A 13599-nucleotide genomic window follows, 5' to 3' on the forward strand; every position below is an offset into this window, starting at 1 on the left:
GTTGCAGCCGGCCCGTTGGGTAGGCAGCTCTTAGTCCTCAAAAGTATGTTCTTAAAGCGTTTTGTCCTGCTGCTGGTCCTGCTGGCCCCTACCCTGGCGGCCCGCGCCAACCATATTTTCATCCCGATGGATGATACCCAGAAGGAATGCCTCAAAGCTTACGGCCTGTGCTACTGGGCGTTGAGCAAGCAAATTGAGATTGATTGGCTGCTGAATTACCGCGGCGGCTCGTTTGCCTGCGAATCGCAGCCGGCCCTCGAAAATGAGCTGAACGTGCGCGGCATCACGTTCCAGACCATCTCGGAGGCGCAGTACACCAGCATTTTGCAGCAGATAGCCGACCCCAATGCCAATATGGACGTGATGAAGCTGGAAAAAGTCCCCAAAATTGCGGTGTACACGCCCAAGGGCAAGCAGCCCTGGGACGATGCCGTGACGATGGTGCTGACCTACGCCGAGATTCCGTACGATAAAATTTACGACGATGAAGTACTGAGCGGCGTGCTGCCCAAGTACGACTGGCTGCACCTGCACCACGAAGATTTCACGGGCGAGTATGGCAAGTTTTACAGCGCCTACCGCTACTACCCCTGGTACCAGCAGCAGGTGCGCGATGCCGAAGCGGCCGCCAAGCGCAATAACTTCAAGAAAGTGAGCGAGATGAAGGCCGCCGAGGTCGTGAAGATGCAGGAATTTATCGCGGGCGGCGGGTTTATGTTTGCCATGTGCTCGGCCACCGATAGCTACGACATTGCGCTGGCCGGCCTGGGCGTGGACATGGTGGGGCCGATGTACGACGGTGACCCCGCCGACCCCAACGCCCAAAGCAAGCTCAACTTCAACCGCACGCTGGCTTTTCAGAATTTTCACCTGAAGACGAACCCGCTGGAGTACGAATATTCCGACATCGACATGCAGCCGCAGGAGCGCGGTTTATACGAGCAAAACGATTATTTTCAGCTCTTTACCTTCTCGGCCAAGTACGACCCGGTGCCGACCATGCTGACCCAGGACCACGAGCGGACCATTCACGGCTTCATGGGCCAAACCACGGCGTTCCGCAAAAGTCTCATCAAGCCCGACGTCGTTATCATGGGCGAAACCAAGCAGGATGGGGAGGTGCGCTACATGCACGGCACCCTCGGCAAAGGCACCTGGACTTTTTACGGCGGCCACGACCCGGAGGACTACCAGCACCTGGTGGGCGAAGAGCCGACCGACCTCTCGCTGCATCCCAATTCGCCGGGTTATCGCCTCATTCTGAACAACGTACTATTTCCGGCGGCCAAGAAGAAGAAGCAGAAAACCTAAACCCGGCTGGCTACTGCTCCCTACCCCCCTCCCTCCCGCTGGCGTTGTCAGCGGGAGTTTTTTTGTGAATAGGCTGCCATTTTACCAATCTAAGAGCCAGAAAATTATCAATAAAATACCATAATTATTTTAAATGTACAATTTTGTAAATTACATGGTTATCTTCGCGGCAGTACTATCCGCGTCCTACCCCTATTCCATTACGTTATGCGAGTTTTTACTACCCTGCTCGGCTGGGGCTGGGGCCTGGCCGCCGTGCTGAGCGCCGCGTCGGCGCGGGCTCAGGTTGACAGCGTGCGGGCCAGCACGCTGCCCGGCCGGCAAGTAGCCGAGAAGGCGTACAATGCCGGCCTGGCGTTTTTCACGGCCCAAAACTACCCGGCGGCGCTGGCCAGCTTCGACCAGGCCGTGACAACCAAGGCCGATTTTGCGCCCGCCTACGCCAATCGCGCCGCTACTCAGCTGGCCCTCAGGAACTACCCGGCCGCCGTGGCCGACTACGACCAGGCCCTGAAACTGGAGCCGGGCGCCTTCGCCAGCTACTACGGCCGGGGCCAGGCCCAGGAAGCCGCCGGCCAGACCCCGGCCGCCGAGGCCGACTACGGCGCGGCCCTGCAAGCCAACGCCGCCTACGCGCCGGCCTGGTACCACCGGGGCGTGCTGCGCTTCGAAAAGGGTGAATACCAGGCCGCCCACGACGATTTTGACGGGGCCGTGAAGGCCGACCCGGCCTACGCTTTTGCCTACCACGACCGCGCCAGCACCAGCCTGCGGCTGGGCAACTACCCGGCCGCCGTGGCCGATTATTCGCGAGCGCTGGAATTGCAGCCCACGCTGCTACCCGCCCTGCTCAACCGGGCGGCCGCCGAGCGCCACACCAACCAGCTGCCCGAAGCCCTGCGCGACTACGACGCCTACCTGACCCAGAGGACCGATAACCCGCTGGCTTTCACCAACCGGGGCAACGCGCGCTTCGAGAACAAGGACTACGCCGGGGCGGTGGCCGACTTTGACCGCGCCTTGGCCCTCGACCCCAAATACGCCTACGCCTGGAACAACCGCGCCGCCGCCGAGCTCAAGCTCAAGCAATACGCCAAGGCCAACGCCGACGCCACCGAGGCCCTGCGCCTGGCACCCCGCTACGCCGAGGCTTATCTCAACCGCGGCCACGCCCGCGAAATGCTGCGCCAGGCCGACGAAGCCTGCCAGGACTGGCGCCAGGCCGCCGCGCTGGGCCTGCGCGCCGGCAATAGCTACGCCGCCGCCGCCGGCTGCGCGGGCGCGGCTGCCGAAGAAGTGGGGGATAAATAGCCGCTAGGCCGGACCAGGAATCGGCTCGAAAGAAGAACGGTCATGCTGACGAAGGAAGCATCTCTACCGCTTCATTGACCAGTTCTGATGAAGCGGTAGAGATGCTTCCTTCGTCAGCATGACCGTTCTTCTGGGTCTGAATTTATAAAACAATTTTATAAAATATTTACCTTATATGAAACGGATATTTTTATCTAGTATTTTACTAACCATCAGCTTACTAGCAACCGAAACCCGCGCGCAAAGCGTCGATTTTTCCAAGGACGAGTTTGGGGCCGACAAGCAGGGGCTGAGGGAAGCGCTGCGCGAGCTGAAGGCCGGCGACGAGGCCTACCAGGCCGACCCGGCGCACTACGGGGCGGCCCTACCCCACTACCTGGCCGCCCAGCAGTTCAACGCTAATAACGCCGGGCTGAACGTGAAAATCGGCGATTGCTACCTGCATTCGGGCACCAAAACGCTGGCCCTACCCTACCTGCAAAAGGCCAAGACGCTGGACCCGGCCAGCGACCCGCGCCTGCACTACCTGCTGGCCCGCGCCCTGCACCTGAGCGCCAAGTGGGCCGAAGCCAGCAAAGAATATCAGCTCAGCAGTCCCACCAGCGCCCGCGACCAGGCCCGCGAAAGCGAGCCCGTGACGGCCGAGGACCTGGCCCGCCGCATCCGGGAGTGCCACAATGGCCAGGAGCTGGCGAAGAACCCGGTGCGCGTGTTTATCGACAACGCGGGGCCGGCCGTGAACTCAGCTTACTCCGACTACGGCCCCGTGGTGTCGGCCGATGAGGCGCTGCTGCTCTTTACCTCGCGCCGCCCCAACGGCCCCAACGCGCCCAAAGACCCCGCCAGCGATGGCTATTTTGAGGATATTTACCAGACCACCGCGCGGGGCCAGGACTGGCAGCCCGCCACCAACCTGGGCGCGCCCGTGAACACTGCCGGCCACGACGCCACCGTGGGCCTCGCCCCCGACGGCCAGCGCCTGCTGGTGTACGCGGACGAAAACGGCGGCGACCTGCGCGAAACCGAGCTACAGGGCACCACCTGGACCAAGACCCAGCGCCTGCCCGGCCGCATCAACTCGAAGTACCACGAGTCGTCGGCCGCGTACTCGCCCGATGGGCGCTACCTCTACTTCGTGAGCGACAAGCCCGAGGGCAGCCGCGGCGGCCGCGACATCTACAAAGTGGACCTGGCCGGCAAGGGCCTGCCCGAAAACCTGGGCCCGGTCATCAACACGCCCTACGGCGAGGAGGCCGTTTTTTTGATGCCGGACGGCAAAACGCTCTACTTTTCGTCGGAAGGCCACAATTCGATGGGCGGCTACGACATCTTCAAATCAACGCTGCGCGAGGGCAAGTGGAGCGAGCCCGAAAACCTGGGCTGGCCCATCAACACGCCCGACGACGACGTATTTTTCGTGACGTCGGCCTCGGGGCGGCACGGCTATTATTCCTCCGACCGGCCCGGCGGCCTGGGGGGTAAGGATATTTACCGCATCACGTTTTTAGGTCCCGAAAAGCCGCCCGTGCTCAGCGAGGAAAGCCCACTACTGGCCTCGCGGCTGGCCCCGCTGGCGCAGCCGCCGCTGGCCCCGCCGGTGGCGGTGGCCACGGCCCAGGTCACTATTCTGAAAGGCACCGTGACGGACGCGTTAACTAAGCAGCCGTTATCGGCTACTATCGAGCTGGTGGATAACACTACCAGCCAGACTATTGCGTCGTTTCATAGTAATGCCACATCGGGCAAATACTTGGTGAGCCTGCCCTCCGGCACCAACTACGGCATTGTGGTGCGGCAGGATGGCTACCTGTTTCACTCCGAAAACTTCGACCTGCCCGCCGGGGCCGCCTACGCCGAGGTAGTGAAGGATATTCCGCTGAAGAAGCTGGAAGTGGGGGTAGTCATCGTGTTGAATAACATCTTCTTCGACACCGGCAAAGCCATTCTGCGCCCCGAAAGCACCGCCGAGCTGGAGCGCCTGCAAGCCCTGCTGGCCGACCAGCCCGCCATTCGGCTAGAAATGGCCGGCCACACCGACAACGTGGGCAAGCCCGCCGCCAACCAGGACCTGAGCCAGCGCCGCGCCCAAGCCGTGGTGAGCTACCTCACCGCCCACGGCATCGCCGCCGACCGCCTCACCGCTGCCGGCTACGGCGACACCAAGCCCGTCACAGCCAACACTACCCCCGCCGGCCGCCAGCTCAACCGCCGCACCGAATTTAAAGTAACGGGCAAGTAGGCAGTATTTTAGCTAGCACTGACGTACGCTACCTGATGGATTAAGCACTCAAAACGACAGCTGGTCCCAGAAGACCACTTTGCCATCCTGGTTGTGCACGAACTGCACGTTGCCATCCTGCGACACCAGGATGGCCAGGCACTCGGGCGCGGCCAGGCACAGGCGGTAGGCGGCCCGGTGCCGGGTGCCGCCGTGGTCGGCCGGCACGGGTTGCAGGGTCTGGCCCTCCATATCCAGGGCGCGATATACCTGGCTGAGGGGTACCTGCGTGGCCTGAATTTCCACCCCAAAGCCCACCAGGTCAATCTGCTGGGTAAACATCAGGGCCCCATCGACGGCACCCATGTCGGCGATGCAGTCGGCAAAACGGTCTATTTCGGTCGCCAGGGCCAGCAGCTCCGGGTCGCGTGAGCATTGAAAGTGCGCCCAGCTCAGCTCGCCCAGCTCCAGCAAGCGCCGCACGCAGGCTTGTATCAGCGTGCGAAAGCGGGGGCCGGGTCCGGTAGATAGCAGCCGGTATTTGGGCCGCAGCACGCCGCCCGGCGCGGTCAGCGCGTCCGCCCGATGCGTGGGCACCAGCACCACCAGCACCCCGTGGCCGCTGGCCCGCGAGCGCGTGAGGGCCCGGCGCTGCATGTGCAGCACAAACCGCATAATGCATTCTTCCTGGGTGAACGTCCATTCGAGCCCGGCCGCCGCCGGCCCCGCCAGCTGCTGGTTCTCGAAAAACCGCCCCTCGCCCCAAGCCATCGGAAACTGCAAAAAGCCGTGCCCGTCGATGCGCCCGCGCTGCAAAGTGAGCAGGCGCTGGCCGCCGTAATAAAACACGAGGCTGCCCGGCCCACTCACCTGCACCAGCAGCGCCGACGGGGCGGCGGCCAGCTCCTGGCGCGAGCTGTCGGGCACCCGGTCCCATTCGTGCCCACTAAAAAGCATGCCCCACAGCCGAAGCTCCCCGTCGGCCGCGGCCTCTACCGCCAGCAGGCTACCGCTGTGCTGCACGGCGGGGCTAAGCCGGCGCACTTCCTGCTCGTTCCAGGCCCGCACCTCGTCAAAGCGCACCAGGTGAAAATCCGTTAGGGCCACCGGCTGCGCCTCTAGCTGAGCCTGCCCGGCCAGCACGGCGTGGCACTCTACGGCCCGGCCCTCCTCAAAAAGCAGGCTGGCCTGGTAAAGCACCGAGACGAACCGCGTGAGCACCTCCGGCGTCGGCAGCGGCGTGGCCCCGGCCGGCCAACGCAGCTGCAGGGCACCGGCCAGGTCACTTGGGTAGTAGTGCGTGGTCATTAGCGCGAGGTTATGCAACGTAAAAAGAGGTTACGCAAGGTAGGAGCAATAGGTGCCCTTTCGCTTTGCGTAACCTCTTTTTACTTTATTAGGACTTACGCAAATCGTCTGTCATTGCGAGCAAAGCGAAGCAATCGCCCCAGAACGACACCCGCGCCAGAACGACACCCGCGCCAGTCGTTCTGGGGCGATTGCCGCGACCTTGCTTAATGCGCAACATGCTCGCCATGACAGACGTCTTTTGCGTAAGTACTATTTATGCAGCTTCGCGTACTACCCCTTGGCCGTCAGGGTAATATACGGAATAATGCATTCCTCCAGCGATACGCCGCCGTGCTGGAACGTGTCCTTGTAGTAGTTCACGTAGTAGTTGTAGTTATTGGGGTAGGCGAAGAAATAATCGCCGAGCGTGAAGACGTAGGCCGTGCTCACATTTTCGCGGGGCAGGAAAATGCTTTCCGGCTTGCGCACCACAAAGATGTCGCGGCTCTCGTCGAAGCCCAGGTTGCGGCCGTGCTTGTAGCGCAGGTTGGTGTTGGTGTTGCGGTCGCCCACGATTTTGTAGGGGCGCTTCACCCGAATGGTGCCGTGGTCGGTGGTGATGATGAGCTTGCCTTTCTTCTCCGAAATAGTCTGGAGCATCTCGTAGAGCGGCGAGTGCAAGAACCACGAGCGCGTGAGGCTGCGGTAGGCGCTTTCGTCGGCGGCCAGCTCGCGTATCATCGCCATATCGGTGCGGGCGTGCGAGAGCATATCCACGAAGTTATAGACGATAACGTTGAGCTTGTAGTTGTTGTGCAGGTTAGCCATCTTGCCCAGCAAGTCCTTGCCAGCCTGCAAGTTGGTTATCTTGTGGTAGCTATGCTTGGCCTTCTGGTTGTTACGCTGGAAATTGATTTCCAGGAACTCGGCCTCGTGCAGGTTTTTGCCCTCCTCGTCCTCATCCCACACCCACAGGTTAGGATATTTTTTCTGAATTTCGCCGGGCATCATACCCGCGAAGATGGCGTTACGGGCGTAGGCCGTAGTGGTAGGCAAAATGCTGTAGTATAACTCCTCCGAATCGACGGTAAACAGCTCGGCAATAATGGGTTCGAGCACCTTCCACTGGTCGTAGCGCAGGTTGTCGATGAGCACGAAATACACCGGCGTGTCGCCGGTTTGTTTCATCAGCGGGAATACTTTGTCCTTGAAGAGCTGGTGCGACATCATCGGCGCGTCCTTGTCGCGGCCGTTCACCCAGTCTTCGTAGTTCTCCATGATGAAGCGGCCGAAGTAGGTATTCGCCTCGTCCTTCTGCATGTTGAAAACCTCGGCCATGCTCTTGCCCTCGGTTTCGTTGATTTCCAACTCCCAGTACACCAGCTTCTTATACACATCCACCCACTCCGAAGGCGAGAGGCGGTCGGAGAGTTGCATCCCCAACTGGCGGAAATCGCGCTGGTAGCCCGAGTTGGTGGCCTCGGTCACCAAGCGCTTGTTATCCAGCACTTTCTTCACCGACAGCAGAATCTGGTTCGGGTTGACGGGCTTGATGAGATAGTCGGCGATTTTCGCGCCGATGGCACCCTCCATAATGTGCTCTTCCTCACTTTTGGTAATCATCACGACGGGCACCGTGGGGCGCACTATCTTGATTTCGGTGAGAGTTTCGAGGCCGGTGAGGCCGGGCATGTTTTCATCGAGAAAAACCAGGTCATAAGTATGTTCCTGCACCTCTTCGAGAGCATCGGCCCCGGAGTTGACGGGCGTCACATCATAGCCTTTATCCTTGAGAAAGAGGATGTGCGGCTTGAGCAGGTCAATTTCGTCGTCGGCCCAAAGAATGGAGTAGCGTTGCATAAGCAGGGGCGCGCCAAAGGGGCGCGCGAAGAGAAAAATGGTAAGCGGTAACGGCTTTAACGGCCGGGCAGGCCAGGCTAGTATCTGGGGGGTAGGCAGGCCGTCCGTAGCTTTACCGGAAAACCGGGGTTTGGGTTCCTGAATGCGGAGCTTAGTCGGCCAACCGGCCCCAAACCCCGGCCAATGACCCCCTACCCCCCCCGCTTGGCCGCGCCCGCCTGCGATGAATAAAAAGAAGATTTTCAACGACCCGGTGTACGGGTTCGTGACCGTGCCGACCGAGCTGCTGTTCGACCTCATCGAGCACCCGTACTTCCAGCGGCTGCGGCGCATTCAGCAGCTGGGGCTCACTAACTTCGTGTATCCAGGGGCGTTGCACACGCGCTTTCACCACGCGCTGGGGGCCATGCACCTCATGCAGCTGGCCCTGCGCACGCTCAAAGACAAGGGGGTAGGGATTTCGGCGGCCGAGGGCGAGGCGGCCCAGATTGCCATTCTGCTGCACGACATCGGCCACGGCCCGCTCTCGCACGCGCTGGAAACCAGCATTTTCCAGGATGTGCCCCACGAGCAGCTGTCGCTGTATCTGATGCAGCGACTCAACGAGGAGTTTGACGGCAAGCTGAGCCTGGCCATCGAGATGTTTCAGGGCAGCTACGGGCGCGATTTTTTTCACCAACTGGTTAGCTCCCAATTGGATATGGACCGGCTCGACTACCTCAACCGCGACTCGTTCTACACCGGCGTGCAGGAGGGTAGGCCGGGTGCCGACCGCCTCATCAAGATGCTGCAAGTGGTGGACGAGCGTCTGGTGCTGGAAGAAAAAGCCGTGTACTCGGTCGAGAATTTCCTGGTGAGCCGGCGGCTGATGTACTGGCAAGTGTATCTGCACAAGACCGTTACGAGCGCCGAGCAAATGGTGATTCGCACCATGCAGCGCGCCCGCGACCTGGCCCGCGCCGGCGTGGCGGTGCCGGGTAGCAGCTGCCTCACCTTTTTCCTGGGCCACGCCGTGACGCTGGCCGAATTCGAAACGGATACCGACATTCTCAACCACTTCGTGGAGCTGGATGATACCGATATCTGGTCGGCCATCAAAAGCTGGAAAGGCCACCCCGATAAGGTTTTGAGCTTCCTGGCCAAGAGCCTGATAAACCGCCAGCTGTTCAAAATTATCATCGCGCCCGAGCCCTACGACGAAGAGTTCCAGCTAGGCATCGTGGAGCTGATTGCCGAGCGCTTCGACCTCACGCCCGCCGATGCGCGGCAGCTGATGATAACCGGCCGCCTCAGCAACACCGCCTACGACCCGGCTAGTAATGAGACGATTAACATTCTCACCAAGCTCGGCAAGGTCGTGAACGTGGTGGAGGCGTCGGATTTACCCAATATTCGGGCGCTGAGCCAGAAAGTGCAGAAGTACTATATCTGCTACCCCAAGGAGATTTTGCGGGACTAACTGAATAGTGGCGCTAGTTCCAACTCGATGCCGGTGGCGGGGTCTACTAATGTTTTGTGACGGTCGAATGACTGATAATCACCCACTTGAGTAGAAAGCACAATACTTTTAAACTCAGGTAGTACTATCCAACACGATTTGATACCAGCTTGCAAGTAACGCTCCGCTTTGGCCGTCAACTCAACAATACTCTGTGATGGCGAGATAATTTCAACGGCGGTAAGCGGCAGTTGGGTGGCAAACTGCTCATCATGTTCCAGAAACCTGGGAGTTCCCGCATACAACGCTAGGTCGGGCACAAGTTTTTCGCCGCCTATCAACAAATTCAACTCTGGTAGTGCGAAGAACTTTCCTTGGTAATTAAAGGCAATTCGTAATAGAATGCCTTGTTGAAGGAAAGCATGATTGAGAGTGGGCATAGGCTTTCCGCGTTCCAGCTCGTAATCGGATTTGACAATTTCCAGCGTTTCCATAGGGGCGGGGCTTTTGCTAAATATAACGCGGGGGCTGCCTACTTCTGCACGAATTTCTTGCGTAGCTCGCCAATCTGTTCCTTGAACTTCCGGTCCGAATCAATCAAATCGGATACCGTTTGCACCGAGTGGATGACGGTGGCGTGGTCCCTACCCCCGAAGTGGTAGCCGATGGTTTTGAGCGAGTGGTTGGTGTGCTCCTTGGTGAAATACATGGCCACCTGCCGGGCCGTAACTATCTCTTTCTTACGGGTTTTCTCCTTCAGCAAAGCCACTGGCACGCTGAAATAGTCGGCCACCGTTTTCTGAATGAAGTCCACGTTGACTTCGGCTTCGACCTCCTCGATGATGTGGCGCAGGGCACCTTTGGCCATTTCGAGGTCGATGTCGCGGCGGGTTAATACGCTCTGAGCCAGCAGGGTAGTGAGCACGCCTTCGAGCTCGCGCACGTTGGTGGGCACAGAGTGGGCTAGGTATTCCACCACCTGCGGCGCGATTTCCATGCCGTCTTGCTGGGCCTTGTTCTGAATGATGGCGATACGCGTCTCAAAATCAGGGCTTTGCACGTCGGCCGTGAGGCCCCACTTGAAGCGCGAGAGCAGGCGGTCTTCGAGGCCGCTTAGCTCGCGCGGGGGGCGGTCGGAGGTCATCACAATTTGCCGGCCGCCCTGGTGCAAGTGGTTGAAGATGTGGAAGAACATCTCCTGCGTCTTGCCCTTGTTGGCCAGAAACTGCACGTCGTCGAGGATGAGCACGTCCACGAGCAGGTAGAAATTGGCGAAGTCCTGCACGGCGTTGCGTTGCAGGCTCTCGATAAACTGGTTGGTGAACTTCTCGGCCGACACGTAGAGCACGAATTTCTCGGTGTTCGTGGCCTTGATGTGGTTGCCGATGGCTTGCACGAGGTGCGTTTTGCCCAGCCCTACCCCCCCGTACACCATCAGGGGGTTGAAGGCGGTGGTGCCGGGCTTGTTGGCCACGGCCAGGCCGGCCGAGCGCGCCAGGCGGTTGCAGTCGCCCTCTACGTAATTATCAAACGTGTAGGTGGTGTTGAGTTGCGAGGGCACGATGTTGCGGTCCATCGTTTTGACGGCCTCGAAGGGGTTGCGCAGCGTGTTGGCGGCCACCTGGGCGGCGGTAGCAGTGTTGCCGCCCGGCACCAGGTGGCGCGCCTGGGCCACCGGCCGGTTGGGCTGAATGCCGCCGGGCGCCGTGCCGTAGTTGGGGTGCGGGCGGCCTTCGGGGGGCACGGCCAGGCTGGGCGCCGTTTTGCGGGCGGGCGGCAGGTGCATGGTTTTGGCCGAAGCCTGGGCGTTGCCCTGGTCCACGACTACGCTGTATTCGAGGCGACCTTCGGGGCCAAGCTCCTGGTAGATAGCGCGTTTGAGCTCTTCTACGTAGTGCTCTTCGAGAAATTCGTAGAAGTAAACGCTGGGTACCTGAATGGTGAGCACCTTGCCTTGTAGCTCGATTGGCACCACGGGCTCAAACCAGGTGCGGAAGCTCTGCTCGCCCACCTCGGCGCGGATAACACGCAGGCAATTAGCCCAAACAGTGCGGAAATCCTGCGACATGAGGTGAAAGAAAAGAGAAGCGGGTGAGCGGCCGGCGGCGAAAAAACCCCCTCCAAATCGGGCCGGAGAAAAAGCCGGCCCGACTCGGGGGGGACAAATTTGCGCAAAAACCAGCAGACAAAAAAGCCGCCAAATGCTTGCTTTTATCGGGCCGCTAGCAGGTAGCACCCACGGGTAGCACCAGGGCCCCGGTAGCCCGCACGGGCTGGGCACCGCGGCGCAGGTCGTAGTCAATACGGCCGAGGTTGATGCCCGACCAGCCAACTTGGTTAATCAGCGTTACGTGGCCATTGGGGCCGGTTATGGGCTCGGGGGCGGGCATAAACGTGTGGGTGTGGCCGCCCAAAATTAGGTCGATGCCCCCGACCTGAGCGGCCAGTTTGCGGTCGTCAATTTTTTCACCTTCGTACTTGTAGCCGAGGTGCGAGAGGCAGATAACCATGTCGCAGCGCTCGCCCTGGCGCAGGCGCTGCACCTGGGCCTTAGCCACAGTTACGGGGTCGAAGTACTGGGTAGTGCCGAAGTTTTTGTCGGCCACCAGGCCTTTCAATTCAATGCCCAGGCCGAAAACGCCGATGCGCGCGCCGCCCTTCTCAAACACCTTGTAGGGCGCGAAGCGGCCGGCCAGCGGCGTGCCGCCGAAGTCGTAGTTGGCGATGAGAAAGGGGAAGCCGGCGTTGGGCAGCTGCTTTTGCAGGCCTTCGAGGCCGTTGTCGAAGTCGTGGTTGCCGAAGGTGCTGGCGTCGTACTTCATGCGCGACATCAGCTTGTACTCCAGCTCGCCCTGGAAGAAGTTGAAGTACGGCGTGCCCTGCCAGATATCGCCCGAGTCGAGCAGCAGCACGTTGGGCTCTTGCTTACGCACGCTCTCAATGAGGGCCTCGCGCCGGGCCATGCCGCCCAGCCCGGCCCACTGCGGGGCGTTGTCGGGGAACGGCTCGATACGCGAGTGCATATCGTTGGTGTGCAGAATAACCAGCCGCGACGAGCTGCCGGCGGCGTTGGCTACGAGGCTGGAGCCCAGCAGGCTGAGGCCAGCCGTGCCAACCAAGGATTTCTGAAGAAAGTCGCGGCGCTGCATACTATCAGTGAGTAATTACTAGTGAGTAGTGGACAGGTAGATAGACAAATAATTTATCAATGACTGTTCACTGCTCACTGATAATTGTTTCCTGATAAGCGATTTACCGCACCCTACCCTCCACCTGGGCCGTGACGGGCTGGCCGGCGGCGGTGAGGGCCTTGATGTGGTCGATGATGACGGTGCGCAGCAGCAGGCCGGTGTGGCGCAGCTTAGCGGCCTTGAGGAAATCCATGTGGTCGCCGCCGCCGCCCAGGTAGTCCGAAATGGCGATGCTGTAGGTGCGGGCCGGGTCGAGGGGCTGGCCGCCGATAAGGATGGCCTGGGGCTTTTTGTCGGGGCCCACCGTGTAGGTGGCACCCGAAATGGCCATGCGGATGGGCGCGGCGTAGTCGAACAGCTGCTGCACCACCGGGCCGGGCGCATCGAGCACAATCAGCTCATTCTCAAAAGGCATAAGCTCGAACACGTTGCCCATAGTGATAGTACCAGCGGGCAGCGCGTTGCGCATGCCGCCGTTGGTCATCACGCCCAGGTCGATGGGCTGGCCCTTGAAGTACTGGCTGGCGGCGGTGCGCTGCAGGTCGGCCACGAAGTTGACGATGGGGTTTTCGCCGGGGCTTTTGCCCAGCGCCACCGGGGCCGTGCCGATTACCTGTTGCATCTGGCGCTCGACCTGCTCGTGGTAGGGCTTGATGTAGTCGGCCGCGCCGGCATCGGGGGCGATGGTGCGGCCCACGGGCTGGCTGGTGCTGGGGGCCAGGTGGGCCGTGGCTTGCAGGGGGGCGCGCTGGCAGGCCGTGGCAAGAGTAAGCAGCATAAAGCCAGCAGCTACCGGGCGAAATGAGCGCATAAGCAAAAAAGCTATCCCAGGCCAATTGGCAGCCCAGGATAGCCAAAGTTACGCGTCAGGCACCGTGGGTTGCATAGCTGCCGCAAAACAGACGCCTCCTTATGGTTTGGTCAAATCGAAGCTTAGCAGCACTGACAGGCACGTATTCGTGCTACTTGTCATGTTAAAA

The 13599-nt window shown here is 60.4% G+C and carries 10 protein-coding genes; 4 read left to right on the top strand and 6 right to left on the bottom strand.

Annotated features, from left to right (window positions below; genetic code table 11):
* Window positions 1-45 precede the first annotated feature (45 nt).
* From A0257_03725 to A0257_03735, 3 genes are all read left to right on the top strand, one after another.
* Window positions 46-1311: an asparagine synthetase B gene (locus A0257_03725; protein ID AMR26290.1), complete on the top strand. Its 1266-nt coding sequence runs from the start codon at window positions 46-48 to the stop codon at window positions 1309-1311.
* Window positions 1312-1518: 207 nt separating this feature from the next.
* A complete protein-coding gene (locus A0257_03730) occupies window positions 1519-2622 on the top strand; it encodes a hypothetical protein (GenBank protein ID AMR26291.1) in 1104 nt (367 codons plus the stop codon).
* 175 nt (window positions 2623-2797) lie between these two features.
* Entirely contained in the window at window positions 2798-4861 is a 2064-nt protein-coding gene (locus A0257_03735; protein ID AMR26292.1) for a hypothetical protein, read from the top strand.
* 48 nt (window positions 4862-4909) lie between these two features.
* Here A0257_03735 and A0257_03740 read toward each other — a convergent pair whose 3' ends face one another.
* Both A0257_03740 and A0257_03745 read right to left on the bottom strand, forming a co-directional pair.
* Window positions 4910-6148, bottom strand: a complete 1239-nt coding sequence (locus A0257_03740; GenBank protein AMR26293.1) for a hypothetical protein — start codon at window positions 6146-6148, stop codon at window positions 4910-4912.
* A gap of 273 nt (window positions 6149-6421) precedes the next feature.
* Window positions 6422-7990: a two-component system response regulator gene (locus A0257_03745; protein ID AMR26294.1), complete on the bottom strand. Its 1569-nt coding sequence runs from the start codon at window positions 7988-7990 to the stop codon at window positions 6422-6424.
* 223 nt (window positions 7991-8213) lie between these two features.
* On the opposite strand from A0257_03745, the gene A0257_03750 reads away from it, so the two are divergent.
* On the top strand, window positions 8214-9449 hold the full coding sequence (locus tag A0257_03750; GenBank protein ID AMR26295.1) for a phosphohydrolase: 1236 nt from the start codon (window positions 8214-8216) through the stop codon (window positions 9447-9449).
* Here A0257_03750 and A0257_03755 read toward each other — a convergent pair.
* The 4 genes from A0257_03755 to A0257_03770 all read right to left on the bottom strand — a co-directional run bounded on the left by A0257_03755 (window position 9446) and on the right by A0257_03770 (window position 13430).
* Window positions 9446-9922 carry a hypothetical protein gene (locus A0257_03755; protein ID AMR26296.1) on the bottom strand — a complete coding sequence of 159 codons (477 nt, stop codon included), beginning with the start codon at window positions 9920-9922 and terminating at the stop codon, window positions 9446-9448. The genes A0257_03750 and A0257_03755 overlap by 4 nt on opposite strands.
* A gap of 38 nt (window positions 9923-9960) precedes the next feature.
* Window positions 9961-11496 (bottom strand): chromosomal replication initiation protein DnaA, encoded by a 1536-nt coding sequence (locus A0257_03760; protein AMR26297.1) that lies wholly within the window; start codon window positions 11494-11496, stop codon window positions 9961-9963.
* 154 nt (window positions 11497-11650) lie between these two features.
* Window positions 11651-12577 (bottom strand): metallophosphatase, encoded by a 927-nt coding sequence (locus A0257_03765; GenBank protein AMR26298.1) that lies wholly within the window; start codon window positions 12575-12577, stop codon window positions 11651-11653.
* 103 nt (window positions 12578-12680) lie between these two features.
* Window positions 12681-13430, bottom strand: coding sequence for a hypothetical protein (locus A0257_03770; GenBank protein AMR26299.1), 750 nt, complete (start codon window positions 13428-13430; stop codon window positions 12681-12683).
* Between the last annotated feature and the right edge of the window lie 169 nt (window positions 13431-13599).

Source organism: Hymenobacter psoromatis, assembly GCA_001596155.1.
Lineage (GTDB): Bacteria > Bacteroidota > Bacteroidia > Cytophagales > Hymenobacteraceae > Hymenobacter.